This window comes from Prauserella marina (genome assembly GCF_002240355.1).
Taxonomy (GTDB): domain Bacteria; phylum Actinomycetota; class Actinomycetes; order Mycobacteriales; family Pseudonocardiaceae; genus Prauserella_A; species Prauserella_A marina.
Genome location: NZ_CP016353.1, coordinates 299,608 through 324,092, shown reverse-complemented (window position 1 = coordinate 324,092; position 24,485 = coordinate 299,608). Strand labels below are relative to the sequence as shown.

The 24,485-nt window shown below is 66.8% G+C and carries 27 protein-coding genes; 14 read left to right on the top strand and 13 right to left on the bottom strand.

Translation table 11 applies throughout. The annotated features are described in order from the left end of the window. Positions 1–4: 4 nt before the first annotated feature. Positions 5–271 (bottom strand): hypothetical protein, encoded by a 267-nt coding sequence (locus BAY61_RS01275; RefSeq protein WP_091801444.1) that lies wholly within the window; start codon positions 269–271, stop codon positions 5–7. Between the two features lie 63 nt (positions 272–334). Continuing rightward, positions 335–1,126 (bottom strand): sulfite exporter TauE/SafE family protein, encoded by a 792-nt coding sequence (locus BAY61_RS01270; RefSeq protein ID WP_091801441.1) that lies wholly within the window; start codon positions 1,124–1,126, stop codon positions 335–337. Between the two features lie 143 nt (positions 1,127–1,269). Between BAY61_RS01270 and BAY61_RS01265 the strand changes: the two genes are divergently transcribed. The 9 genes from BAY61_RS01265 to BAY61_RS01225 all read left to right on the top strand — a co-directional run bounded on the left by BAY61_RS01265 (position 1,270) and on the right by BAY61_RS01225 (position 9,356). Further along, the gene (locus BAY61_RS01265; protein WP_091801438.1) at positions 1,270–2,367 is read left to right on the top strand and encodes an Rv2629 family ribosome hibernation factor; all 1,098 of its coding nucleotides are present in this window, start codon (positions 1,270–1,272) and stop codon (positions 2,365–2,367) included. A gap of 58 nt (positions 2,368–2,425) precedes the next feature. Continuing rightward, entirely contained in the window at positions 2,426–2,857 is a 432-nt protein-coding gene (locus tag BAY61_RS01260) for an ATP-binding protein (RefSeq protein WP_091801434.1), read from the top strand. Further along, positions 2,854–3,657, top strand: coding sequence for a SigB/SigF/SigG family RNA polymerase sigma factor (locus tag BAY61_RS01255; protein ID WP_091801431.1), 804 nt, complete (start codon positions 2,854–2,856; stop codon positions 3,655–3,657). Before BAY61_RS01260 ends, BAY61_RS01255 begins: the two co-directional genes overlap by 4 nt. A 55-nt stretch (positions 3,658–3,712) precedes the next feature. Further along, complete coding sequence (locus BAY61_RS01250) at positions 3,713–4,285, top strand: DNA polymerase ligase N-terminal domain-containing protein (protein WP_091801429.1); 573 nt, start codon at positions 3,713–3,715, stop codon at positions 4,283–4,285. Between the two features lie 14 nt (positions 4,286–4,299). Next, positions 4,300–5,220, top strand: a complete 921-nt coding sequence (ligD, locus tag BAY61_RS01245; protein ID WP_091802455.1) for a non-homologous end-joining DNA ligase — start codon at positions 4,300–4,302, stop codon at positions 5,218–5,220. After that, on the top strand, positions 5,217–6,092 hold the full coding sequence (gene ligD / locus BAY61_RS01240) for a non-homologous end-joining DNA ligase (protein ID WP_091801426.1): 876 nt from the start codon (positions 5,217–5,219) through the stop codon (positions 6,090–6,092). Before ligD (BAY61_RS01245) ends, ligD (BAY61_RS01240) begins: the two co-directional genes overlap by 4 nt. 8 nt (positions 6,093–6,100) lie before the next feature. Further along, positions 6,101–7,066 carry a non-homologous end joining protein Ku gene (gene ku / locus BAY61_RS01235; protein ID WP_091801423.1) on the top strand — a complete coding sequence of 322 codons (966 nt, stop codon included), beginning with the start codon at positions 6,101–6,103 and terminating at the stop codon, positions 7,064–7,066. Positions 7,067–7,201: 135 nt separating this feature from the next. After that, complete coding sequence (locus tag BAY61_RS01230) at positions 7,202–7,816, top strand: hypothetical protein (protein ID WP_091801420.1); 615 nt, start codon at positions 7,202–7,204, stop codon at positions 7,814–7,816. A gap of 58 nt (positions 7,817–7,874) precedes the next feature. Further along, entirely contained in the window at positions 7,875–9,356 is a 1,482-nt protein-coding gene (locus tag BAY61_RS01225; RefSeq protein WP_091801416.1) for an adenylate/guanylate cyclase domain-containing protein, read from the top strand. 55 nt (positions 9,357–9,411) lie between these two features. Here the strand turns inward: BAY61_RS01225 and BAY61_RS01220 are convergent, their stop codons facing one another. The 3 genes from BAY61_RS01220 to BAY61_RS01215 form a co-directional block, all read right to left on the bottom strand. Beyond that, positions 9,412–10,425, bottom strand: a complete 1,014-nt coding sequence (locus tag BAY61_RS01220; RefSeq protein ID WP_176879642.1) for a beta-ketoacyl-ACP synthase III — start codon at positions 10,423–10,425, stop codon at positions 9,412–9,414. A gap of 335 nt (positions 10,426–10,760) precedes the next feature. Beyond that, positions 10,761–10,901: a hypothetical protein gene (locus BAY61_RS32705; RefSeq protein WP_170140119.1), complete on the bottom strand. Its 141-nt coding sequence runs from the start codon at positions 10,899–10,901 to the stop codon at positions 10,761–10,763. 83 nt (positions 10,902–10,984) lie between these two features. Then, positions 10,985–11,722, bottom strand: coding sequence for a hypothetical protein (locus tag BAY61_RS01215; protein WP_091801414.1), 738 nt, complete (start codon positions 11,720–11,722; stop codon positions 10,985–10,987). Between the two features lie 357 nt (positions 11,723–12,079). Between BAY61_RS01215 and BAY61_RS01210 the strand changes: the two genes are divergently transcribed. Continuing rightward, positions 12,080–12,490 carry an SsgA family sporulation/cell division regulator gene (locus BAY61_RS01210; RefSeq protein ID WP_091801411.1) on the top strand — a complete coding sequence of 137 codons (411 nt, stop codon included), beginning with the start codon at positions 12,080–12,082 and terminating at the stop codon, positions 12,488–12,490. A 15-nt stretch (positions 12,491–12,505) separates the two neighbouring features. On the opposite strand, the gene BAY61_RS01205 is transcribed toward BAY61_RS01210, so the two are convergent. From BAY61_RS01205 to BAY61_RS01195, 3 genes are all read right to left on the bottom strand, one after another. Beyond that, entirely contained in the window at positions 12,506–13,660 is a 1,155-nt protein-coding gene (locus tag BAY61_RS01205) for a glycoside hydrolase family 3 N-terminal domain-containing protein (protein ID WP_091801409.1), read from the bottom strand. Between the two features lie 23 nt (positions 13,661–13,683). Beyond that, positions 13,684–14,352, bottom strand: coding sequence for an RNA polymerase sigma factor (locus BAY61_RS01200; protein ID WP_091801407.1), 669 nt, complete (start codon positions 14,350–14,352; stop codon positions 13,684–13,686). Between the two features lie 81 nt (positions 14,353–14,433). Then, on the bottom strand, positions 14,434–14,658 hold the full coding sequence (locus BAY61_RS01195; protein ID WP_091801405.1) for a DUF2188 domain-containing protein: 225 nt from the start codon (positions 14,656–14,658) through the stop codon (positions 14,434–14,436). A gap of 131 nt (positions 14,659–14,789) precedes the next feature. Here BAY61_RS01195 and BAY61_RS01190 point away from each other — a divergent pair, with 131 nt between their 5' ends. Next, on the top strand, positions 14,790–15,170 hold the full coding sequence (locus BAY61_RS01190) for a helix-turn-helix domain-containing protein (RefSeq protein WP_091801402.1): 381 nt from the start codon (positions 14,790–14,792) through the stop codon (positions 15,168–15,170). A 2-nt stretch (positions 15,171–15,172) separates the two neighbouring features. Beyond that, positions 15,173–15,817, top strand: a complete 645-nt coding sequence (locus BAY61_RS01185; protein WP_091801399.1) for an ImmA/IrrE family metallo-endopeptidase — start codon at positions 15,173–15,175, stop codon at positions 15,815–15,817. Here the strand turns inward: BAY61_RS01185 and BAY61_RS01180 are convergent. From BAY61_RS01180 to BAY61_RS01170, 3 genes are all read right to left on the bottom strand, one after another. Then, positions 15,798–16,061 carry a hypothetical protein gene (locus BAY61_RS01180; RefSeq protein WP_245865653.1) on the bottom strand — a complete coding sequence of 88 codons (264 nt, stop codon included), beginning with the start codon at positions 16,059–16,061 and terminating at the stop codon, positions 15,798–15,800. The two genes, BAY61_RS01185 and BAY61_RS01180, sit on opposite strands and share 20 nt — an antisense overlap. A gap of 147 nt (positions 16,062–16,208) precedes the next feature. Further along, on the bottom strand, positions 16,209–19,460 hold the full coding sequence (locus BAY61_RS01175) for a tetratricopeptide repeat protein (protein ID WP_245865649.1): 3,252 nt from the start codon (positions 19,458–19,460) through the stop codon (positions 16,209–16,211). Between the two features lie 300 nt (positions 19,461–19,760). Further along, positions 19,761–20,663, bottom strand: coding sequence for an SseB family protein (locus tag BAY61_RS01170; protein ID WP_091801396.1), 903 nt, complete (start codon positions 20,661–20,663; stop codon positions 19,761–19,763). 105 nt (positions 20,664–20,768) lie between these two features. Between BAY61_RS01170 and BAY61_RS01165 the strand changes: the two genes are divergently transcribed. Together BAY61_RS01165 and BAY61_RS01160 are read left to right on the top strand one after the other, a co-directional pair. Beyond that, positions 20,769–22,454 carry a right-handed parallel beta-helix repeat-containing protein gene (locus tag BAY61_RS01165; protein WP_091801393.1) on the top strand — a complete coding sequence of 562 codons (1,686 nt, stop codon included), beginning with the start codon at positions 20,769–20,771 and terminating at the stop codon, positions 22,452–22,454. Positions 22,455–22,602: 148 nt separating this feature from the next. Further along, entirely contained in the window at positions 22,603–22,959 is a 357-nt protein-coding gene (locus BAY61_RS01160; protein ID WP_091801390.1) for a DoxX family protein, read from the top strand. Here the strand turns inward: BAY61_RS01160 and BAY61_RS01155 are convergent. Continuing rightward, positions 22,946–23,464, bottom strand: a complete 519-nt coding sequence (locus BAY61_RS01155; protein WP_091801387.1) for a pyridoxamine 5'-phosphate oxidase family protein — start codon at positions 23,462–23,464, stop codon at positions 22,946–22,948. The two genes, BAY61_RS01160 and BAY61_RS01155, sit on opposite strands and share 14 nt — an antisense overlap. A gap of 120 nt (positions 23,465–23,584) precedes the next feature. Next, entirely contained in the window at positions 23,585–24,478 is an 894-nt protein-coding gene (locus BAY61_RS01150; RefSeq protein WP_091801385.1) for an SseB family protein, read from the bottom strand. Positions 24,479–24,485: the final 7 nt, after the last annotated feature.

The window sequence follows — 24,485 nt, the reverse complement described above, 5'->3', positions numbered from 1 at the left end:
GCTCCTACCCGTAGACGATACGGCGAAGCTGCCGCGCCGAGAGCTCGCCCGCCGCGAAGGGGCGGGAAGCCAGCTCGGCGGCAAGCGCCGTCCAGATGTGATCGTTGGTGAATCCGCGTTGTTTCAGCTCGCGGTGGCGCCGCCTCACGAACTCGTCCTTCGTTTCCGCGAAGTAGGCGATGACGTCGGCGATGACCCGTTCCGCCGTCACCGACGGCAGGCCGGTCGACACGGCGACATGCCTGACGAGTTCGGGAGGCAACGGGGTCATGACTTCCGAGCCTGCAAGCCGCGCGCCGTTGGTTCAAGTTTTCTGCCCGATTCCGGGCAGGAATCACAGTTGTCGAAGGACAAGCTGGATGATGGCGGCGACACCGACGACGACGATCACGCCGCGAAGCACCGTTGGCGAGAGTTTCCGCCCGATGCGCGCGCCGAGATATCCGCCGACGACCGAACCACCCGCGAGCAGCGCGACGACCGGCCAGCTCACCGGCGCGACGAACGCGTAGACCGTGCCCGCGACGACGTTGACGACGGCCGCGAGCACGTTCTTGATGCCGTTGAGCCGCTGGATCGACTCGTTGAGCAGCATGCCCATGACCGCCATCAGCATCACGCCCTGCGCGGCCGTGAAGTACCCGCCGTAGATGCCGATGACGAAGACGGCCGTGATCAACAGGACCTGGGTGCTCCTGCCTGAGCCCTCCTTGCCTCCGTTGGCCTCGACCTTCACCGCCCTGCGGGCGAGTACCCACCTCGACACCTTCGGCTGAATGATCACCAGCACGACGGCGAGCCCGACGAGCACGGGAACGACCCGTTCGAACGCGTCAGGGGGAAGCGAGAGCAGCAGGATGGTGCCGCAGACGGCACCGAGCATCGACGCCGGGACGAAGGCGAGCAGCCTGCGGAACTCGCCGCGAAGCTCGTGCCGGTAACCGATGGCCCCGCTGATCGTGCCGGGGGCGAGCCCGATCGCGTTCGAGGTCGTCGCCGTCACCGGCGAGTAGCCGAAGGCGACGAGCACGGGAAACGTCACGAGTGTGCCGGAGCCGACCACCGTGTTGATCGTTCCCGCCCATACGCCCGCGAGGGCGATGAGAACCGCATGCCACCAGATCACGCTCGGACCATAAGCACTCGGCGGGAACCTCGCCCGCACAGGGAGCGTATACAGTGTTCAGTATCACGGTCCCCTCCGCCTCGACGTTTCACTTCCGCCACACGGGGTAGCCCTCGCCGGAACCGCGCGAGGGAGGTACTTGAGTGGACACGACGAGGTTGCGCGAGCTGGTCACGACAGACGGTCCGTTCGCCTCCGTGTACTTCGACGACACACACGACACGGCCGACGCGGCGAAGCTGCTGGAACTGCGCTGGCGCGAGGTCCGCGAGCAACTGGAGGGGCAGGGCGCCGAGGCGGCCACCCTCGACGCGCTCGAAGCGGGCATCAGAGAGGGACCCCCACCCGAGGGCCGTGGCGGCAGAGCCATGATCGCCGCGGGCGACCGGGTACTCGTCGACCGGCAACTCGATCAGCCACCAACGCACGCGGTGGCCCGGCTGTCCGCGCTGCCCTATCTGGTTCCGCTCGCCGAATTCGGCGAGCGGCCACCGACCTACGTACTCGCCGTCGTCGACAGCATCGGCGCCGACGTCACCACCGTCGACGAGCAGGGTGACATCGTCGACGAGCGCACCGTCGAGGGCTCCGACCACCCCGTGCACAAGGTGCGCGGCGGCGGCCCCGCCCACCACGACATGCAGGCCCGCGCCGACGAGACGACGAAGCAGAACATCGAAAAGGCTGCCGAGTACGTCACCGAGGCCGCGAGAAAGGCAGGCGCGACGCTGGTGATCATCGCGGGCGAAACCCAGTCCCGGAGACACCTGCACGACGCGCTACCCGAACGCGTTCGAGGGATCGCGACGGAGGTGACCGGCGGTGGCAGGCACAAAGGCGCGGATCACGGCGAACTGAAAGATCAGGTACGCCTGTTGCTCCAGCGTACGAAGCAAGCACGGCGAGACGAGACCGCCGAACGTTTTCGTACCGCGCTCGGCAGGCCGAGGGGACTCGCGGTGCAGGGTCTCGAAGCCACGACGAGCGCACTGCGCGAGGCCAATGTGGAGACTCTGCTCTTCGACAGTCCCGCCGACATCGACGTCGTGAAAGGAGAACAGGCAACGCTCGTGGCGACGCGAGCGGACGCGCTCGAAGCCGTCGGCTCCGACATCGTGATCCCACAGCGGGCAGACGAGGCGCTCGTGTTCGCCGCGATCGCCACCGACGCCGACATCGTCCACACCGGCGAGACTCTCGGGCTGACCGAGGGTTTCGGCGCAATACTCCGGCATGAGTGAACAATTGACTACGCTAAGCGGGGAAACGTTGAACGGCCGGCAACACACTGAGGTGAAAGTGACCGAAAAAGAGCCGCCGTCGCACGACGTCGGCGCCCAGGACGACATCGAGCTACGGCTCGGGGCCAACCTGGTCCACCTGCCCATCATCCGTTCCGTCGCGGCGAGCATCGCGATGAGAGCCGACTTCGACCTCGATGCGATCGCGGACCTCCGCCTCGCCGTCGACGAAGCGTGTTCGACCCTCATCACCCGTGCCGATCCACGCAGCACGATGGTCTGCCGGTTCACGATCAACGACTCGGAACTGCGGTTCAGTGGCGCCGTCAGCTCCTCGTCGAGTGACGCCCCGAGCACGGCCTCCTTCGGCTGGCGAGTGCTGACGACGCTGGCCGACACCGCGTCCTCGTGGGTGGAGCAGGGCGGCAACAACGGTCAGCGCAACTGGGTCCACATCGAACTCGCCAAACGGAAGCCGGCTTTTACGTGACCGAATCGACCACGCATTCCTCACGAAGCCCCTCGGACGACTACGGACACCTCACCCCCCTTTTCGAGGAGTTCGTCAAGCTCGCAGACGACCATCCGCGCCGATCCCGGTTGCGTGACGAGCTCGTCACGGGGCACCTGCCGCTCGCGGAGCACATCGCTCAACGGTTCTCCGGCAGGGGCGTGGCCAAGGAAGACCTGGTGCAGGTCGCGAGAGTCGGGCTGATCAACGCGGTCGACCGGTTCGACCCCGACCGGGGCTCCGATTTCCTCTCCTACGCCGTGCCGACGGTGATGGGCGAGGTACGCCGTCACTTCCGGGACACCGGCTGGGTCATCAGGGTTCCCCGCAGGCTCAAAGAGCTGCACCTCTCGATCAACAACGCGAGTACGCAACTCTCGCAGAAGCTGGGCAGGGCACCGACCCCGAGCGAGATCGCCCAGCAACTGGGGCTGACGCCGGAGGAGGTCTACGAGGGGCTCGAAGCGGGCAACGCCTACCACTCGATGTCGCTCGACGAGGTACTCGCCGGCGACACCGAAAACCTTGCCCTCGGTGACACGCTCGGTGTCGACGACGCGGGACTCGAAGGCGTCGAGAACCACGAGACCTTGCAACCACTGGTGCGGGAGTTGCCGGAGCGGGAACGAACCATTCTCGCGTTGCGCTTCGTGCACAACATGACGCAAACCCAGATCGCCGAGCGCATCGGCATTTCGCAAATGCACGTGTCCCGGCTGCTCGCCCGCACGCTCGACAGGTTGCGTGATGGCCTCGTCGAACACCCGGAAGAGGGTTGAGGCGTACTGCTTCCGAGGTCGTTTCGGCTGCTCACAGGCCGGGTAACCGGCGCGCATGAGCACGCGGAAGGACACACTGGCCACGTATCGCGCCAAACGCGACCTGCGTCGTTCCGGTGAGCCTTCCGGCGCTGCCGAACATGGCGGGGACGAACCCCGGTTCGTGATCCAACGCCACGACGCTTCGAGCCTGCACTTCGACTTCCGGCTGGAGATCGGCGGTGTGCTCGTGTCGTGGTCGATCCCGAAGGGGCCGTCCCTCGACCCCGGCGACAAGCGGCTCGCCATCCGCACCGAGGACCATCCCCTGGACTACGCGCGTTTCGAGGGACGTATTCCGAACGACGAGTACGGCGCGGGGACCGTGATCGTCTGGGACACGGGGACGTTCGAGCCGCTTGGCGAGGAATCCGCGGAGCAGGCACTCGACAGCGGCACACTCCATGTGTGGCTGGAAGGCGAGAAACTGCACGGTGCCTTCGATCTCGTCCGCACGAGGATGAGCCCAAGGCAGGAACAGTGGTTGCTCATCAAGAAAAACGACGAGGGCGCGGACCGGCGGCGCAAGCCTGCCAAGACGCAGCCCGAGTCGGTGCTGAGCGGCAAGACCAACAGGGACCTGGCTTGAAGTGGCGCGAACCGATGCTGGCAACGCTCACCGACCAGTATTTCTCCGACCCCGACTGGATCTTCGAGCGCAAGCTCGACGGGGTCAGAGCATTGTGCGTGCGCGAGGCAGGCGAAGAACCACACCTGTGGTCGCGCAATCACCGCAGCGCCGACGCGAGCTACCCCGAGCTGGTGACCGCGCTCGCGGAGCAGGGAGGGGAAAGCTTCGTGGCCGACGGCGAGATCGTCGCGTTCGACGGCGACCAGACGAGCTTCGCCAAACTCCAGCCGCGCATCCACGTCAACGATCCCGCGAAGGCGAAGGCGACCGGGATTCCCGTTGTCTACTACCTTTTCGACCTGCTTGAGTACGACGGCCAGGACGCGACCCGGCTTCCGCTGCGCCGGCGCAAGGAACTGCTGCGGCAGGCTTTCGACTTCCACGACCCGCTCCGGCTCTCGATGCACAGGGTCGGCGCTGGCGAGCGGTTTCTGCAGCAGGCGTGCGAACGCGGCTGGGAAGGGCTCATCGCGAAGCGGGCCGACGCGCGCTACACGAGTGGCCGCTCGCGTGACTGGCTGAAGTTCAAGTGCGTCAGCGATCAGGAGTTCGTCGTCGGCGGGTTCACCGACCCCTCCGGCGCGCGAGCGGGCTTCGGCGCGCTGCTGATCGGCTACTACTCCGGCTCCGATCTCCGCTACGCGGGCAAGGTCGGCACCGGTTACGGCGACGCGACGTTGCGCGACCTTCGCGGCAGGCTCGACGACCTCGCCGTCGAGGAATCACCGTTCGTCGACCAGGTCAGGGAACCGAGAGCGCATTGGGTTCGCCCGGAAATGGTGGTGCAGGTCCGGTTCAGCGAGTGGACCGGAGACGGGCGACTGCGGCACCCTCGATTCACCGGCCTGCGCAACGACAAGGCGGCACACGAGGTGGTGCGGGAGGTGCCATGAGCCCTTCGTCCCTGGTCAGCAACCCGGACAAGCTCTTCTACCCGAGCGGCGTCAGCAAAGGCGACGTCGTGGGCTACTACGACGACATCGCCGAAACGATGCTGCCCCACCTGCGAGGAAGGCCGCTGACGCTGCGCCGCTATCCCGACGGGATCGAAGGCGAGGGCTGGTTCCAGAAGGAAGCGAGCAATCACTTCCCCGATTGGCTGCGGGTGGAAGCAATTCCGGCGCGCGGCAAGGAAGGCGACGTGCACCACGTGGTGTGCGACGACGCGCGAACGCTGGTGTACCTGGCGAACCAGGCCACCATCGAGTTCCACGTCTGGCTATCCACTGTGGACAACCTGGACAACCCCGACCACATCGTGCTCGACCTCGACCCACCCGACGGCACCTCGCTCTCCGAACTGCGCGGCGTGGCGAGAAGGACGAGGGACCTGTTCGGCGAGCTCGGCCTCACCCCGTTCGTGCAAGCAACGGGCGGAAGGGGCTACCACGTCGTCGCCCCGCTCGACGCCGAGGAGAACTTCGACACCGTGCGCGAACTCGCCAGAGCCGTCGCCGACCGGCTCGCCGAAGCCGATCCGGAACGGCTGACGACGGCGCAGCGCAAGGAAAAGCGCGGAAACCGGATCTTCCTCGACACGAACCGCAACGGTTACGGGCAGACGTTCATCACCCCGTACTCGTTGCGGGCAAGGAAAGGCGCGCCCGTCGCCGCGCCGCTCGACTGGCAGGAGCTGAGCAGGATCAGTCCCGACGGCTTCGACATCGACAGCATGCGGCGAAGGCTCGCGAGGAAGACGGATCCGTGGGACGAGATCGACGCCCACCCCGGCTCGGCTACCGCCGCACTGGACAAGCTGACCTAGGAGTAACCGTGGCACGAGCGATCTGGAGTGGTGCGCTCAACTTCGGCCTTGTGACCGTTCCGGTGGAGCTGTACAGCGCGACGGAAGACCACACCATCCACTTCCGGCAGTTCCAGCGCGGCACCTCCGACCGGATTCGCTACCGCAGGGTCAACGAGCGCACCGGTGACGAAGTCCCCTACACCGACATCGTCAAGGGCTACGACCTCGGCGGCGACGAATACGTCATCGTCGAGCAGCAGGAACTCGACGAGATCGCGCCAGGTCGCTCCCGCACGATCGACATCGACGCGTTCGTCGACCTCGAACAAATCGACCCCGTCTACTTCCAGAAGACCTACTGGCTCGCGCCCGCGAAAGAGGAATTCGGCAAGGCGTACTCGTTGCTCATCGACGCGATGGGCAAGACGAACAGGGCAGGTGTCGCGCGATTCGTCATGAGAGGCAAGGAATACATCGCGGCGGTGCGGTCAGGCGATGGCGTGCTCGTGCTCAACACCCTGCTCTTCCCGGAGGACATCAGGGAGCCGTCGAAGGAGATCAGCAAGCTGCCTGCCAAGAAGCAGTCCCAGGCCAAGGAACTGGACATGGCGGTGAGCCTCATCGAGTCGATGGCCGAGGAATGGCGGCCGGAGGACTATCACGACACCTACACCGAGCGGGTCAAACAGCTCATCGACGACAAACGCGCGGGCCGCACGGTGACCCCTGCCGAGCAGCCGCCGGAGGCGACCAAGGTGGTCGACCTCTTCGAAGCCCTCTCCCGCAGCGTCGAGAGCCGCAAGGGCAAGAAGGGCGGTTCGGCCAAGAAGAAGAGCCCCGGCCCCGAGTTGCACGATCTGTCGAAGAGCGACCTCGACGACATGGCCCGCGAACTGGGGGTCAAGGGCCGTTCGAAGATGAACCGCGAGCAGCTGATCGACGCGATCACCGAGGCGGGAGGACCGCCGAAATCCCGACGCAAAGCCTCCTAGCGACTCACCCGGCCCGATGGCCTCGGCGACAGCCTTTGCCGAACGTGACCGGAAGCCCGCCTTCGTGGAGGTATTCTCCTCGCGCCGGGTAGCCGCGACCACATTGCCCGGCTCGCGGCACGGCGGAGGAGCGCGATGACATCCGGTTCGGCACGGCGTGGGCAGCGGCCCGCGGACACCACCAGCTTCGAAAAGAAGCTGACCAGGATCTGCGTCGGGCTCGTCATCGCTGGCCCGGTTCTCGGTATGGGCGCGGGCATGCTCGGCGCCGGGGAAATCTACCCCTCCGACTACATGATCCCGGTCGCGCTCGGCGTGATGCTCGGCCTGATCGGCCTGGGGCTGCTGATCGCGGCCTGCGCCGGGTTGTACCTGCTCGGCGGCTGGAAGGCGACTCCCTTCGGCTTCGCCTTCGTCGGCGGGTTCGCCGCCCTGGTCTACGGCTTGGTCGAGATCGACAGGGCGTGGCGCGACACCGGCGTGATCCTGCTCGCGATCTCCTGTGCGGCGTTCTGGGTGGCACCCGCCCTATCGAAGCGCCCGAAGAAGAGCGGCAAGCGCGCCCCGGCCGTCCCGGGCAAGACGGCCGGTGTCGGCGGCGTCTTCGCGGTCGGCGCCGCGATCGCGATCGCGGGCCACCTCACCGACGTCTGGTGGCTGATGTTGTTCGGCGCGATGGCGGCAGGCACGGCGGCTGGCGGAGGCATCGCCATGTGGCTCGAACGGCGCGCTCAGGACGAAGCGGCCTAGCGGGTTCTCCTCGAACGGCGATCGGGGCCGTCGTTGCGCATACGATCACGGCGTGCCGATGGCCAGGTTGTCCACCCGATTGCGGACGGTGCTGCGTACCAGCATCGGTTTCGCCGTGCTCGGGTTCGGCTCCAGTTTCTGCGGCGCGGGCCTGATCGCGCTGCTGCTGGTGTTGCAGGGCATCCCGGCCGACGTCGGCAGGCACGCGTGGATCATCGGCGTGTGCGCGGCGGGCTACGTGCTGCTCTCGTTCCTCGTCGGCACCGTGTGGGCGGGCCTGCTGCAACGCCGTACGGCCGTGTGGTTCGTGCTGGGCAGGCAGCCGACGCCCGACGAGGCGAGACGCGCCTTGCGGCTGCCGACCGACCTCGCGATCGTCACGGGAACGCTGTGGTCGTCCGGGGCACTCGTGCTGGGAACGCTGACGGCCGTACTCGGTTCGTGGCTGGCCGCGCTGAGCCTCGCGCTGGTGATCCTGCTCGGTGGGCTCGCGACCGTCGCACTGACCCATCTCGCGGCCGAGTGGGTCGCGCGGCCGGTGATGATCATGGCGTTGCGTGTGGCTCCGCCGAGCGGGACCCTGCCGGTGACCGTGCTGACCAGGCTGCTGCTGACCTGGGTACTCGCCAGTGGGCTTCCGCTGTGCGGCGTGTTGTTGATCGTGTTGCCGCCCTATCTCGGCGGGGGCGACCCCACGAACAGCCTCATGACACTCTCGCTGATCGGGCTCGTGCTCGGCGCGCTCGCCACGGCCCTGCTGGCCCGCTCGGTGGCCTCGCCGCTGCACAGGCTGCGCGGGGTTCTCGGCAGGATCGCGAAAGGGCACACCGACATCACGGTCGGCGTCGACGACGCCGGCGAGATCGGGATGCTCCAGAACTCGGTGAACGATCTCGCGAGTGGGCTGAGGGAACAGGAACGGCTACGCGACCTCTTCGGCAGGCACGTCGGCGACGACGTGGTCAGGCACGCGCTCGAACACGGCGTCTCGCTTTCCGGCGACGTACGCGAGGTGACCGCGCTCTTCGTGGACGTCGTCGATTCGACAGCGCTGGCCGCCTCCCTTCCCGCCGACGAGGTCGTCCGCAAGCTCAACAAGCTCTTCGCGGCCGTCGTGGCCGCGGTCGGCTCGCAGGGCGGCCTCGTCAACAAGTTCCAGGGTGACGCCGCGCTGTGCGTGTTCGGCGCGCCGACGCGTCACCACGACCCCGCCGGCGCGGCGCTGAGGGCGGCGAGGGCGATCAGGGACGAGGTGTCCTCGACCGGCGAACTCGACCTCGGCATCGGCGTCGCGGCAGGCCCTGCGTTCGCGGGCCAGCTCGGTACGGCGAGCCGATTCGAGTACACGGTGATCGGCGACGCCGTCAACGAGGCGGCGAGGCTCACCGAGCACGCGAAGCAGGTGCCCGGCCGGATACTCGCGAGCGATTCGGTACTCGCCGCGAGTTCGGACGGCGAGCGGGAGCGCTGGCACCAGCACGACACCGTCGTACTCAGGGGGCGGCCGGAGCCGACCGGCGCCTGGGCCGACCGCCGCTGAGGCGCGTCTGACGATCCCGTTGCCTGCCGCGCGGCAGAGGATCATCAGACACGCCTCAGCCGGGAGTGATCTCAGGCCACCGGAAAGCGGTTGCCCCCCAGGTGAGCCCGGCGCCGAAGGCGCTGACCAGCACCCGGTCGCCGACCTGCAAGGCGCCGTCCTTGACGCCGTCGACCATGGCCAGCGGAATCGAAGCCGCGCTCGTGTTGCCGGTGTGCTCGATGTTGACGACAAGACTGTCGGCGGGCAGGCCGAGTTGCTTCGCCGTCGCGCTGAGGATCCGGATGTTCGCCTGGTGACCGATGAACCGGTCGACGTCGCCGACGGTCCAGCCCGCCTTGTCGAGAACCGCGCGAGCGGACTCGGCCATGCGTGCGGTCGCGTGCCGGAACACAGCGGGTCCCTGCATGGTGAAGTAGCGGTCGTCGGGGTTGTCCGAGACCTTCTTCCTCGACCCGCCCGCCGGTACGACGAGCAGGTCGGCCAGCTCACCGTCGCTGTGCAGGTCGAACGGTCCGATGGCACCGAGTTCGTCAGCGCTGCCTTCCCGCAGCACCACCGCACCGGCGCCGTCCCCGAATATGGGGACGGTTCCTCGGTCGTCGGGGTTGAGCAGCGTGGTGAAGGCATCGGCGCCCACCAGCAGCACCCTGCGCGCCGCTCCCGCCGCGATGAGCCCCGTCGCGGTCGCGAGCGCGTAGACGAAGCCACTGCACACCGCGTTGACGTCGAAGGCCGCGACACCGCGGAGGCCGAGACCACTGGCGACCTGGGGCGCGCTGGCCGGGCAGATCTGGTCCGGCGTCGCGGTCGCCAGCACGACCGCGTCGACGTCGGAGGAACCCGCCGAATCCAGTGCCCGCCTTCCCGCCTCGATCGCCATGTCCACTGTGGACATCCCGGGATCGACGACGTGCCTGCGGCTGATACCGGTCCTCGTCCTGATCCACTCGTCGGAGGTGTCAAGCCGCCGGGTCAGTTCGTTGTTGTCGACGATGCGCGGTGGCAGCCAGCCTCCGAGGCCGGCGAGCACCGCCGCACCACGCTGATCATGCGTGGGCACTTGCATTCCTCCAGGAGCCGGCATCGGGAAAGGGAGAGCGAAACGCGACCCCCGATAACTTCTATGGGCTACCAATGGGTAGAGGAAAGCTATGTGACTTACGTCTCAATAAGAGGATCCGACCGTATCAATCCGGCCACTAATCGGCCTTAATGGGCGATTCAAAGGTCATGAAGCCGTTACGGACAACCGGATTGACCGCCTGGGGGTCAATCCGCCGAAGGTGCGAGATCCAGCAGGGGCGCGAAGAAGTCGGGACCTACCTCGCGAACGTCCCGAACGTACTCATCGCCTTGGCGCCACCCAGCGCCGCCAACCGCACCGCGTACCGGCCGACACCGTCAGTGGCCCCGGTGATCAGCACTCGCCTGCCGAATGCGCAGCCCGCGCGGTACCGCGACACCTGCCATCGGCAGCCACGCAGCGTCGGCGAGGTCGACGCCTTCCGGCACCTCGGCGACCGCGGTGACGTCCACCACCATCCGTCGCCCCGCACCGAACGCCGCGACTATCCACAAGAGACGGCAGACAGTCCTATGCGGACAGCCCGCTAACCCGAATAGGGTCACTCACCATGGTGACAGTGCGCGTCATCCCAACGCTCACCGCCGTCGTCATCACCGGAATACCGCGCGTAGCGATCGAGATCGTCATCCGAACGGTCATAGTTTTCCGGGTCGCCGTATTCGGCGTAACGACCGGAGTAGTCGTCCGAGCCCGATCGGTCGACATACCCGGAACGCTCGGAGTACCGGGATTTCTCGTAGTAATCCCGGACAGGCCGCACCAGTTCACGCAGCTGCTCACGCATATCGGGCCGGCCCTGCTCACTCCTCGGCAGTTCCGCCCGCATGTCCGGAGCACTCCACTCCTGCTCGGGCTCCTGCACCGACACCGGCGTGAACTCCGGTTCCGGCTCCTGCTCGACCGGCACGGGTACCGGTTCCTCTTGCGTCACTTGGGGTTCCGCGGGTTGTGGCGGCGCGACGTCCTCTGCTGGCTCCTCGGCCGGCTCAGTGGGAGGGGGTTCGGCGACGACGATCGGCTCCTGCCCCGAGGTACCACCGAAATCCGCGGGACGTCCGACACCGAGAACCGCACCGACACCGACGACGAACATCAGAACAGCGGCGACCATGCTCGCCGCGCCCGAACGATTTACGCCACGACGGGCCGGCTCGTCATCTTCGGCGCCGACGCCATTCGCGAAACCGAGCCCCCGGCCCGAACTCGCACCGATGATGCCGGTGCGATCGAGCAGTTCGGCGTCGTGCGGTGTTCGACGCAGAACCGTGGGCGCCATGCGGTTCCTCCATCAAAATATGTCCCCCGGGAGTCGGGCCGAATAGACCGGCCCGAACGCTGTCTACCCTTCTCCCCTTGCCGTGTCACTAGTCCACCCCGCCTTTCCAGGCAAAGGAACTCGATCGAGTGAACGAGTTCGGCGGCGTCGACAGTGACGCGATCAAGGCGGTCGACCAGCGAAGTGAACGCCACCCTCCTGGACTAGAAATCGCGAACCCGCGCCGAATTGTCTCTACTTGGAGTTGATCGGGTTGTGATTCGTCCGATCGGCGCATCACGATGCGGCCAGGTGGCAGTCTCTCAACCAGAACGACCGCACGTATCCGCGTGTGACCCGGAAAGACGGGAGTGTGCTGTGCAGGGCGACGCCGTACACCAGAGCCAGTTCGTACACCTCAACGGTTGCAGCACACCTGTGCTGTCGAGGCTGTCGTACACGACAGCGGATCCCTTCACGATTGCCATCGCCTTCCGCATCGACGCGGGCGAGTGGATCGAGTGGGAGTTCGCGAGGGACCTGCTCATCGAGGGACTGGACGAGCCGACGGGCATCGGCGACATCCGGATCAGACCGGACCTTTCCCCCGACGAGGAAGTCCTCGTGTTCGAGCTCGAATCACCCGACGGCTACGCCGTGGTCGAGATCAAACGCAAGGAGGTGGAACTGTTCGTCGACGCGACGATGGATTTCGTTCCACAGGGAACTGAGAGCGCGCACCTCGACATCGACGCGGTGATCGCGGACCTCACGACGGCGAGGCCCTGAGGTCCGCGAGCGGGCTCAGCCGCAGGCGTTCTTGGCCCGCAACACCCGATCCAGCGATTCCGAGACCCGCTGTTGCGACAGTTCCCCTGTCGCGACAGCGCTCTCCAGCCGGTCGAGCACCGGCCCGACCTGCCCACCCGAGGACCACAGCGCCTGGTCGGCGCCTGCTTGCAGGGCCTTCAGCACCGCGTCGGGAAGCGAGTATCGATCGGTGATCGCGCGCATGGCCCCGAGGTCGTCGGTGACGACCGGACCGGAGAACCCGTAGTCGTCGCGCAACAGCTCGTAGGCGGGCGCGGCGATGGACGCGGGCTCGTCACCCGTCAGATCGGGCACGGTCAGGTGGCCCACCATGACGCCGACGTCGCCGTACTCCTCGATGTTCTCGTACGGCTTGAGGTCGTGCTCCCGCAACTGGGGAAGGTTCGGGGTCGTGACGGCACCGGTGTGCGAGTCGCCGCTCGCGTTGCCGTGACCGGGGAAATGCTTGAGCACCGGCTCGATCCCGGCAGCGGCGAGCCCTTCCGCGAACGCTTGCGCGTACTCCCTCGCCACGTCGGGGTCGGCACTGAACGAGCGATCGCCGATGGCCATGCCTGCCGGTTCGTCGGTGAGGTCGACGTCGGGTGCGTAGTCGACGGTCACTCCGCGTGCGGCCATCGCCTTTCCTCGCTCTTCGGCGACATCGCGGACCTCGTCCGGTGTCATGGTCGCGGCCATGTCCCTCGCACTGGGCAGGTCGCCGTCGAGTTCGTCGATGCGCTGGACCCTGCCGCCCTCGTCGTCGATGGCGACCGAGACCGGGACACGAGCGGCGTCGTGCACACCCGCCAGCACGTTGTCGCTGAGCAACGCGGTCGCGTTGCCGCCGATGAAAATGCCGCCGACCTGCTCGTTGCCGACGAGGCTGACCGCGCCCGCCGGATCGGAGGCGTCGACGCCGACGACGACGAGCTGGGCGACCCGTTCGCGCGGACTCATCCCGTCCACCGTCGACGTGCAGTCAGGGCCTCGCGGTGGCTGGGTGCTCTCCTCGGGGGCAGCGGAGGAGCCGACGCTTCCCGACTGCTCCGGCGGCTCTTGCGGAGGGGGATCCTCGCCGGAACCCGTCGAGGAACAGCCCGTGGCGACGAGGCCGACCATCGCGGCGGCCATCAACAAACGCTTCATCGTTTTTCCACGGTACGTGGTGTTCAGCAGTCGCTCGTGAGCGCCGCGCCACATCCGGTGACAGTGAGCCGAGTGGGTGCCCCCGTGCCGGAGCCGTCGCGAACCCACTCGGAGACCGTCGTGGTGGCAGGCGAAGGGGCCCTCGTCGACGCCGGTATCGCGGGCGGGTCCGTTCTCGCCGACCAGATCACGACTCCGCCCGCGACAAGCAACGCGGCAGCTCCCGCGACCGCGAGCGACATACGCTTGCCCTTGTCGGCGGGTGGCCTGCGCAATGCCGCGCGGGCCAGAACGTCGGCACGCAGCAAGGCCGGTGCTCCCGCCTCAGCCATCGCCGACCGGCCCTCGACGGTTTTCTCTCCCGCGACGGCGACGACGTCCCCTGCCGTCGAGCGCAGCAGCGGCCAGAGCGCGGAGGGGTCCGGCATTCCGCTCATCCGCCTCACCGCGAGCACGAAGGTGTCCCGCACTCCGTCCGCCGCCGCGTCCGTGTCACCGAGCGCGGACAAGAACAGATCGTGCAACCGGTCGGCGTAGCGGTCGTAGATCTCGGCGAGCGCCGCATCCGCGCCGATGACCGGTCCGGTGCGGGGTCCGGCATGGCCGCCTCGCGCCGCGCGTCCGGCGGACCCGCTTTGTTCGGCTTGTTCGGCCGTGAGTACAGCGGCGACCAGTTCGGCGTCGGTTGGCACGGTCGGCTCCCTACCTTGAGCGGCAACCACGGGGCCTTGCTCGGCCCCGTGGTCTGTGTGTCGTCGCTCGCGGCGCCACCGCTACGGCTTCCGGCGGAATCCGTATCTTCGTTCACCCTCAAGAGTGCCGTCCATCCTGCTGATCACGAGCACACTGGGAATGTCCGCTCTGGCCACCCTCGCCGCCTCGCTGACGGCTTCGCGTTTGCGGCAGTGGCGGGAAAGGACCTCGTCGTCCCGTTTGACCAGCCAGGTCAACGAGTCCGGGGAGAAAACGAACTGGACGGAAAAGCACGAGCGTCGCATGTCGACTCCTTGGTGAGCTTCACTTGAACGGAAGCATTGCAATAGTGGCACACTGTATCGACACTGAGACAAATGGCAGAGTTGACACACCCCTGTGATAGTGAAATGCAGGACTCACGGAGGGCGGAGCCATGGAAGGCCGGATGGACGCGCGTCGGCTCTACGACGCGCTCGACGCACAGCGGAAGTCGCGCGGCCTTTCCTGGCGTCAACTCGCGGACGAATCGGGCGTGAGCCCCTCACTGCTCAGCAGGATGGGCAACGGACACCGCCCTGATCTCGACGGATTCATCGCGCTGGTGCAATGGCTTGGCACTCCCGCGGAAAACTTCATGGTGTGGCCACCGGCGAGCGCGGAAGGCGCGAGCGAACGAGAGGAACCCGCGCTGGAGACACAACTCGCACTACTACTCAGGGCAAGGGAGGACTTGCCCGCCGCGGACAAGGAGTACCTGCTGGAAATCTTCGCCGCGACGATGCGAAGAATCAAAGTAGACCGTCAGGAGCGGTGAAAGTGGCCCTACGGCGTGGTTTCAAGGAAGCAGCACGACGGATCGCGCTCGACGTCCGCGCCGAACTCGGCGTCGCGGTGTTCGCGCCGCTCGATCCCTACGCGCTTGCCGAACTGTACGGAATAGACATTCACGACCTCAGCGCGCCGGATCTTCCTTCCGCCGCGGTCGAACACTTCACCGGCCCCGCCGCCGACTCGTTCTCGGCCGCGCTGCTCTCGGTGGGAACCGGAAGCGTCATCATCGAAAACCACACGCACGACATGGTCAGACGCCGGTCGACCATCGCGCACGAGATGGCGCACGTACTGCTTGAGCACGATTTCGGTTTCCTGCTCACCGAAAACCAGGGATGCAGGTCCTCGGCATCGGAAGCCGAAAGCGAGGCGGCCGAGCTGTCCGGCGAACTGCTCGTGCCGAGGGACGCGGCCCGTACGGCAGCTTTCCGCGGCTGGACCGACTACTCCGTCGCCAGGTATTTCCGGGTCAGCGAGAGCATGGCCCGTTGGCGAATGAACACCTCGGCCGCCCGGCGTATCGCGCGGCGATGGCGGAACAACACCGGAAACACAGCCGAGACTCGCGGTCAACGCGGGACTTGGCTGAACAAAAGGGTTTCGAGCCGGGTTACCGGAAGCTGGACTTGAGCCGCCTGCCGCCTTCGACGGTCAGCAGCGCGGTGATGCGCTCACCGTGACGTCCGACGGGGGCACGCTCGATGAGACCCATGCCGATCAGAGCACGCGCTCCGAACGGGTCGCACCAAGCAAGACCGTCCACATAGACGTCCGGCTCGGCATTGCACGTCAACTGAACTCGCCCAGCGGCAACGGCTTTCAGGAACTCGCGATCACGGTAGGTGAGCTGCGGTGGCAACGCTGTCAGAGTCACTGGCGGATCCCTTCAGGAGGACCAGAAAGTCCACGCCAGTCTATGGATTGTTGAACAATCCGTCAACGGGCTGTCGGATTGTTCAACAAGATTGGGCTGGATGGCGCCCTCCGCTCCCCACGAGGTCGGACCGGAGAGCGTTGTGTCTCAGTTGGCGATGGACCTGGTGAACTCGCGGATCTCCCTGGCTTCCGGCGTCCCGAGCTCGTCGAAGAGGTCGCGTGCCCTGCGCCAGTGATCCTGTGCCAGCTCGGCTCGCGCGGCGCACCGGTGCAACTCGGCCAGCTCGTTGAGTCCCCTCGCCTCCTGGTAGCGCTCGCCGTGCTTGATCGCCAGCCGAAGCCCCTGATCGAAGAGGCTGTACGCGGTGGTCAGGTCGCCGATGTCCCGGTAAGTGACACCGAGGTCGACAAGCACCTCGCTCTCACTCACCGAGCCACCCGCCGACCGCGCGATGCGCAACGCCTCGGTCATGGTCGCCATCGCCTCGTCGACCCTGCCCAGCTCGCGGTAGACGTTGCCGAGCCGGTACTTCGCGTAGGCCACCTTCGGCAGCAAACCATTGTCCGTCGCCACCTTGAGCGCCTGCTGCACGTGATCGAGCGCTTCCGCGTGCCTGCCGAGCCTGCGGTAGCAATCGCCGATGTCGGCGAGGACAGCGGCCTCGCCAGCGGTGTTGCCGCTCAGCCGCGCCAGCACCAGTCCGCGCTGGTAGTTGGCAAGCGCGTCGGTCGCCTCGCCCAGCGCGGTCAGCACCAGGCCGACCTGCGAGCACACGACGCCCTCGGAATAGGAATCCCGGCCGGCGCACAGCGCGGCGGCCTGCCGCAGATAACGCAACGCCTCGCCGAACTCACCGAGCCGGTGGCACAACCTGCCAAGCGAACCCAGCGTGCTCGTTTCCAGATCGTGGTCCTCCACGCTGCGGTGGAATTCCAGCGCGCTGGACAGGTGCTGCCGCGCGTCCTCGTTGCGCCCGTGGTTCATGTAGGCAGCGGCGAGATCCATTCTGGTCAGCGCCTCGCCCCTGGCGTCCTTCGCCGCGACGGCAGCGGCGAGCGCGGCCTCGTGCGTACGAACCCAGTCCTGGTCGTGGGAAAAGCCGTACAGGTGCAGGTACTCCCTGAGCGAGCGGGTGAGCTGCCACGCGTGCACCGGCCAGCCCTGCTCGGCGGCGACGGTCACCGCGGCGATGAGGTTCGCCCGCTCCGCGTCGAGCCATTGCTTCGCGTCCTGCCTTGTCGGCAACGCGGGTGCGTGAGCCGGCGCGGTTCCCGCGAGCTCCATCTCGATGCGGTTCGGCTGGAGCCTTCGTGCCGCTTCCGCCGCCGTGTGCAGGTAGAAGTCCAGCAGCCTTCCGAGCGCGGCTCGCCTCGACTGCTCGGTCTCCTCCTTTTCCGCGACGTCCCTCGCGTAGGCGACGAGCAGATCGTGCAACCGGTATGCCTGCCCGGTGACCATGCCGATCAGGTGCTCGTCGACGAGCCGGTCGAGGAGCCTGCGCACGCTCAGTGGTGGCAATTCGGCAAGCGCGGCCGCGGCGGGGACGCTGAAATCGTCGCCGGGGTACAGCCCGCACAACCGGAACATGCGCCGCTCGTCAGCAGAGAGCGCGGCATAGGAGAGATCGAAGACGGCGTGCAGTTTGCGGCTCCCCGCGGCCAGCTCGCCCAGCCGGTCCCCCGTCTCCTCAAGCCTCGCTGCCAGCTCGGCGAATCCCCACGCGGGCCGGGACTGCAACCGGCGGCCCGCGAGCGCGACGGCGAGCGGAAGCCCGCCACACAACTCGACGACCTGATCGACGGCGGCGGGCTCGGCTGCGACCCTCGCCGGGTTCACGACCCTGACCAGCAGTTCCCGTGCCTCACACTGGGTGAAGACATCCAGCGGCAACGAACGGGCGCCGTCGAGCGCGAGCGCGCGCCTGCTCGTGATGAGCACGAAGTTGGTCGGGCTGGCCGGAAGCAGCGGCAACACCTGGTCTTCGCCATCGGCGTTGTCCAGCAATACCAGCACGTTCTTGCCGTAGAGGCGGTCGCGATACAGGCTGGCCCGCTCGTCGAGACTCGGCGGAATCTGATCGCTCGCCACCCCGAGCAAACGCAGAAACGAGGCGAGCACGGCCGAAGGGTCAGCCGGCGGTTGGTCGGCGTGCCCTCGCAGGTCGACGTAAAGCTGCTGGTCGGCGTAGCGGCCCTCGGCGAGGAGTTGGTGGGCGAAGCGCACGGCGAGCTTGGTCTTTCCGACGCCGCCCATGCCTTCGATGAGGCCGATCGTGACGGCGGTGCCACCGTCCGCGCTCGGCAGCATCTCGTGCAGCTCGTTCAGCTCGGCCTCACGGCCGCTGAAGTCCGCGATGTCGGGAGGCAACTGCCGGTGTGCGCTGACCGATGCTCTTTCCGGCTGTGACACCTCCTGGCGGAGCACCCGCTGGTAGGCGCCGGACAGCTCGGGGCCGGGATCGGCACCCAGTTCCGAGGAGAGCCTGCGGCGAAGCGTGTCGAAAACGTTGAGCGCCGCGGCCTGTTGACCGCTGCCCGCCAGCGCGATCATCAACGCCGCGTGTACCGCCTCGTGCAGCGGCTCCGCCTCGCCGACCCGCTGCAACAACGGCAGGACATCGGGGTACCGGCCAACGTCGCAGGCAACGGCCGCGTATTCGACGACCACGGCCCTGTACTCGTGGCCGAGACCGACGACGACGGGATGCGGCTGCACCGCGCCGAGCCCTTCAAGCGGTTCGCCCCGCCACAGCCCGAGTGCTTCCGCGTACAGCCCGCACGCTTCGGTGAGCTCGCCGTTCTCCTTCGCCCTCCGTGCCCTGCCGAGCAGACCCCTGTACACGAGCAGGTCGTGCTGGCTCTCGGCGACGGTCAACTGGTAACCGCCCCTTGCGGCGGTCAGCACGCCGTCGCCGTCGGCGCCCGTCCCTTGCAGCCTTCTGCGCAGTCGCGACACCCTGGATTGCAGCGAATCGACAGTCCCGAAGCCGGGCTGTTCGCGCCATACCGACTCGACAAGCACGTCGCGCGCCACCGGAGTGTTCGGCGAAAGCGAAAGCAGCGCGAGCAACACCCGTTGAGTCTCGGAACCCGGATCGATCACCGTTCCGTCGACGAAGACCCTGAGCGGGCCAAGTACCTCGACCCTGAGTCCGCTGTCCTGGGCTTCGCCGCCCGATTCGTGCATGAGCTGTTCGAGCTCGACCCTGGACAGTCCGAGCACGTCACCGAGGCTGCGAAGGGTCGAAGCCCGTGGTCGCACCACCCGGCCTTGCTCCACATCACGCAGAGCGGCAACACTCAGCCTCGCGAGGTCGGCTACCTCCCGCTGGGTCAGACCAGCACGCCGCCGGAATCCTCGGATCAGCTCCCCCAGCCGGCCACGCGAACCGGCCACAACAACCACCACCCCAATCGGAAAGCGATCCGCGAACCGCTCGGTCCTCAGGCAACTCGACGGTCAGGACAACCACTTCGAGCGCAGGCCACGCCGCTCCGGTTCCCTTTCCGCCACACTCGACCGCCGGGACCTGGCGTCCCGACCATCGCGACGTCATCCTACTGGCGGATAGCTAACAAGATCCAAGTGTTTGCCGGAAAGAAAATGACCAGTTCAACGGGCCGAGTACAGACCAACGGGGCCAGACTACGGGAGACTGCGGGTTGAGTACGGGCGATCGGGGGAGCCGCGCCCGGATCAGTACGGCTGACCGCCCCCGCTTCCGGAGCCGTCGTCAATAGCTTCCGCGACGGCCGCGAGAAGTTCGAGAACCGTGTCACCGAACAGGATCAACTCGGTGTCCGTGCCGGGATTGAAGCACAGCACATGGGTCTCGTCAGGCCACCTGGTGAGGACGGACAGAAACGGGATGGTCACACGGGGTCGGTCCCCCGGAGCTGTGACGATGTCGTCAAGCAACGACTCCGAGCTGAACACCGGGACAGCCGTGACCGGTCCACCTTCGATCTTCAGCCAGGGGAAGTCCTCCTCGGTCAACTCATCCAGCTCCACCGGGTCGGTCACCGGACGTGAGGTCGGAACCACGACGTCGGCACCGATCACCGCGTCGATGAACGCACCACCGTCCTGCTGCGCCACGGCGGCGACCAGTTCCCGCTCAAGCGCGTTGACCGGCGCCGAGCTCTGTGGCCCTGACGCGGACTCCTGGTCCACCCCGAGCCCCTCAAGGCACAGGGCCCTGATCTCACCCTCCATGAACTCGGAGGTTTCCTCTTCCACCTCGGAGATCGCCTTCAGCGACAGCTCCCCCGACGCGACCGCCGGCAACGCGGCAGGCGGCAACGCGAGCCCGATCGGAAGGCCGGGGTTGATCGCCAGCGCCCAGTCGGGGTTCCGCCACTGCCTGAGCAGGGTGGCGAAATCCGTCGTCCCGTAACCACGCACGAACCGGCCGAGGACCAGGTCCATCGACGCTACCGACGTGAAGACGAACACGTGCTCCCGCTCCAGCGCGAGCGCCGTGCTCAGCTCCCACCAGTCAGGACTGTTGCGCTCGGGCAGTTTCGGCACGTAGAGCCGGTTCTCGATCACCAGCCGCGCGAAGCGCTGGCTGTCGCCCTTCTGAAGGGCGTCCCACATGTCGGTTTCAACCTGATCAGCCGGCTGCCATCCGGATTGCACGCATTGCCACCCTTCTGCGGTAACTTTGAGGCCGACCCTAGCCCCCGGACCTGGCACGGAGTTATGGCACGCACCCTTCACGTAGCACCCGAGCAGCGCGGTGCCTTTCCCACGATCCGCGACGCACTCGACGCCGCGACGAACGGGACGACCATCGCGATCGCAGCGGGTGAGTACCGCGAAGCGTTGACTGTCCAGCAGCAGCACATCGTGTTCAGCGCCGAGGAGGACAACTCGGTCACCATCGTCTCGCCGACTCCCGACCAGCCCGCCATCACGGCTTTCGGCGCCAAGATCGAGCTGACCGGCGTCAACCTGCGCTGCGAGGAAAGCTCGGCCGCGCGCATCCGCGGCGGTCAGGCGAAGATCATCGACTGTGAGGCGTCCGCGGGCTTCGCGGCGGCGGTCACCATCTCGGAGGGCGCCGAGGTCGAACTGATCAACACCAAGATCACCGGCGGCCAGTACGGGCTCATCATCGAGGAGTCGGACGGCGTCGTCGACCGCTGCGAAATCCGCGACATCGTCGACGACGCGATGATCCTGCGGCTCGGGACGCGGGCCAAGGTCAGGCACACGACCATCACCGGCTGCGGTTTCCGCGGCATTTACATGTATCAGGCCGCCGATTCGAGCATCGACCGCTGCGAGATCTCGCACACCGGAGACGTCGGCATCGCGGTCGCCGACCAAAGTTCGCCCGTGATCACCGCCTCGTGGATCCATGACACCCAGGGGGTCGGAATCTCCGTCGGCAAGGGCTGCGGTGGCGTCATCGAGGGCTGCCGGGTCGAGAACACCGCGTCGCCCGGCATCTTCGTCGATCCCGGCGCACGCACGGAAATCCGCGAGGGTGACGACAAGGCGGGCGCCAAAACCCCCGTCGGCGCCAACGCGTCGAAGGGCAACCAACAGGATCTCGAACGCGTCGAGAAGCTGCTGAGCGAACTCGACGGCATGATCGGGTTGTCCGGGGTGAAGAGCGAAGTCAGGGCTCTCATCGACGAGATCCAGGTCAACGAGTGGCGGCGCAGCGAAGGTCTTTCGATCGGCACGGTCAGCAACCACCTCGTCTTCGCCGGTGCGCCCGGTACCGGTAAGACGACGATCGCCCGCATTTACGGGCAGCTGCTCAAGGCACTCGGCATCCTGCCGAACGGCAAGTTCAAGGAGGTCGCGCGGCGCGACCTCGTCGGTCAGTACATCGGGCACACGGCGGAAAAAGCGGCGTCGGCGTTCGACGAAGCACGGGGCGGGGTGCTGTTCATCGACGAGGCGTACACGCTGTCCCGGTCGAGCGGCGGCGGCGCGGACTTCGGCCAGGAAGCCATCGACACCCTCGTGAAGCTCATGGAAGACCACCGCGACGAGGTTGCGGTCATCGTCGCCGGGTACACCGGCGAGATGCGGAAGTTCCTCGACGCCAACCCCGGCCTGGCTTCCCGGTTCGGCAAGACGCTCGAATTCGAGAACTACACGCCGGATCAGCTCGTGCAGATCGCGAGGCATGTCGCGAAGGGCGCCGACTACGAACTGGCTGAGAACGTAGAGCTGGCGTTGCTGGAGTGGTTCTCGCAAATCGAGCGGGACGAGAGCTTCGGTAACGCGCGTGAGGCCCGCAAGCTGCTCGAACGCATGCGCAAGGCACAGTCGACCCGGCTGCGGGCGCTCGGCCGCAGGCCCGACCGCAGCGACCTCACCACGTTGAACCTCGACGACCTGCTCGAAGCCGTCAGCGAAAAAGGCTGAGGGACTTCGAAACAGCCGCCGCTATCGCGGGAATCATCGCGATAGCGGCGGAGTCCGTCCACAGTGGGCGCCGCGCGCTCGTCCTGTCACGTTCTCTTCGGACGTCTCGTCCTCCACCCGACAAGTGTTGGAGAGCGAGGGGACTCCCATGATCGACCCGTGGTGGCCAGTAGCCGTCCTGGCTTTCATCCAGGCTGGTGACGCCTTCCTGTGCTGGAAGCCGGTCGCCTTCGTCCGTGACTGTCTGCGCGATGTCGGCTTCCCGCCGCGGTTCTGGCGAGTGCTGCCGCCGCTGAAACTGACGGCGACTGCCGGGCTCGTCGCGGGAATCTGGTGGCGCCCGCTCGCCGTGCTCACGTGTGCCGCTCTCGTCGCGTACTTCCTCGTGGCGATCAGCATGCACGTGAAGGCAAGGGACTTCGGCAGGAACCTCTACCTCAACGCGACCGGGATGCTGTTGTTGTGCACCGCCACACTGGTGTTCACCGCCCTCAGGCCGTCATGAGCTTGTCGACGTCCGGCGCGAACACGGTCATCCAATGTGGATGCAGCCGGTAGAACACCACGTCGCCGTCCCAGTCGAAAGCGTCGTCGCCGTAGAGGTCCTTGAAGTAGGCAAGCAGTTCGGGCCAACCCTCGGCGGCCTCGCCGTCGTGCGGATTGAGGATCTCCGCGCTGCCGTGCGCGAACACCCCGAGGTCCTCACCGCGCATGTGCGCGACACTGACTGAGGGCCGAGCGGCGATGTGCTTGGCCTTCGCCGCGCTGCGCGCCGTTCCGAAGTGCCACGTGCCGTGCAGGAAATGCCCGTCAGCACCGCTGATGCGGGGCTCGTGCCCCGCCGTCACGGTCGACAAGGCGAGGGTGCACATCCCGGTCAGAATCCCGGTGAGCTGTTCGGCGTTCACCGTGCGCCCGGTGACGATCGAGCGCAGGTGCCCTGTCGAACGGGAGAGCGATGAGTCGAGAAGATCCTGGAGCCGCTGGAGCTCCGCCGTGGTTTCACGCATGAAGGTCGTTACCCATCCTGTCGGTAGGTGCGATTGGGTCGACTCCATGCTCCCCGGAAACCATGACAACCCATGGCATGGTTTCCGGGTCACGAAACGTAGCGGGCCCCAGGCCCCTCGTCAGTCGTCGGCGGCGTCGGCCATCGCCGCGGCAAGCTCAGGCACCCCACCGCCGGGCAACGTCAACTCAGTGGTCGTTCCAGGGTTGAAGCACATCACGTAGTCGTCGTCCGGCCAGCTCGCGAGCAGGTCGAGGAAGGAAATCTCGGCCCGGTGCGGCCCACCCGGCGCGACCCTGTCCAGCACCTGATGCGAACTGAAGACCGCGATGATCGGTGCCTCATCCGTGCCGAGCACCCGCCACGGGAAGTCCCTGCGAGCGATCCGACTCGGGTCGGCGACCGCCTCCGTCGTCAACGCCACCACATCGGAGCCAAGCAGCGCCAACAGGAACGCGTCGAAATCCAGGTCCTCGACGGCCGTTTCGAGCTGACGTTCCAGCTCGTTCGGAATCACGTCCGTCAGTGCCCTTGCCGCGACCTCCTCGTCGCTGCCCAGCGAAGCGAGGCACAACTGCCGCAACTGCTCGATCATGGTGTCCGAGACGACGTTCTGGATCTCCTCGACCGGCATCAGCTTCTCGATGCCCTCCGCGAGGTCGTCGACCTGCTTCACGCTGAGGAACACCCCGATCGGCGAACCGGGATTGACCACGAGCTGCGTCTCCGGATCCGGCCACCGATCCCGCAGCGAGGTGTAGTGCAACTCCTCGTAGCCACGAGCGGGCCCGGCCAGTGCCCTGAACAACGTCACAGGAGACGTGAAAACCAGGACGTGCTCGTCGTCGATCCGGGGAAGCCCCTCCGGCCAATCCTCCTGATCCCCGTCCCCGAAGGACGGCACGTACAACGGCGACGTACGCAGCAATTCCGCATACCGCTTACCGTCACTCGCCTCAAGCGCGGTCAACATGTCACGCTCGACCTCATTACCAGGTCGCCAATCCGGATCCACGGACCGC

Bases quoted from the DNA above. Each gene is read 5' to 3' on its own strand.
- BAY61_RS01275 (WP_091801444.1), bottom strand. From the start codon at position 271: ATGACCCCGTTGCCTCCCGAACTCGTCAGGCATGTCGCCGTGTCGACC.
- BAY61_RS01250 (WP_091801429.1), top strand. From the start codon at position 3,713: ATGAGCACGCGGAAGGACACACTGGCCACGTATCGCGCCAAACGCGAC.
- ligD (WP_091802455.1), top strand. From the start codon at position 4,300: ATGCTGGCAACGCTCACCGACCAGTATTTCTCCGACCCCGACTGGATC.
- ligD (WP_091801426.1), top strand. From the start codon at position 5,217: ATGAGCCCTTCGTCCCTGGTCAGCAACCCGGACAAGCTCTTCTACCCG.
- BAY61_RS01230 (WP_091801420.1), top strand. From the start codon at position 7,202: ATGACATCCGGTTCGGCACGGCGTGGGCAGCGGCCCGCGGACACCACC.
- BAY61_RS01225 (WP_091801416.1), top strand. From the start codon at position 7,875: ATGGCCAGGTTGTCCACCCGATTGCGGACGGTGCTGCGTACCAGCATC.
- BAY61_RS01220 (WP_176879642.1), bottom strand. From the start codon at position 10,425: ATGCAAGTGCCCACGCATGATCAGCGTGGTGCGGCGGTGCTCGCCGGC.
- BAY61_RS32705 (WP_170140119.1), bottom strand. From the start codon at position 10,901: ATGGTGGTGGACGTCACCGCGGTCGCCGAGGTGCCGGAAGGCGTCGAC.
- BAY61_RS01215 (WP_091801414.1), bottom strand. From the start codon at position 11,722: ATGGCGCCCACGGTTCTGCGTCGAACACCGCACGACGCCGAACTGCTC.
- BAY61_RS01205 (WP_091801409.1), bottom strand. From the start codon at position 13,660: ATGAAGCGTTTGTTGATGGCCGCCGCGATGGTCGGCCTCGTCGCCACG.
- BAY61_RS01195 (WP_091801405.1), bottom strand. From the start codon at position 14,658: ATGCGACGCTCGTGCTTTTCCGTCCAGTTCGTTTTCTCCCCGGACTCG.
- BAY61_RS01190 (WP_091801402.1), top strand. From the start codon at position 14,790: ATGGAAGGCCGGATGGACGCGCGTCGGCTCTACGACGCGCTCGACGCA.
- BAY61_RS01170 (WP_091801396.1), bottom strand. From the start codon at position 20,663: ATGTGGGACGCCCTTCAGAAGGGCGACAGCCAGCGCTTCGCGCGGCTG.
- BAY61_RS01165 (WP_091801393.1), top strand. From the start codon at position 20,769: ATGGCACGCACCCTTCACGTAGCACCCGAGCAGCGCGGTGCCTTTCCC.
- BAY61_RS01160 (WP_091801390.1), top strand. From the start codon at position 22,603: ATGATCGACCCGTGGTGGCCAGTAGCCGTCCTGGCTTTCATCCAGGCT.
- BAY61_RS01155 (WP_091801387.1), bottom strand. From the start codon at position 23,464: ATGCGTGAAACCACGGCGGAGCTCCAGCGGCTCCAGGATCTTCTCGAC.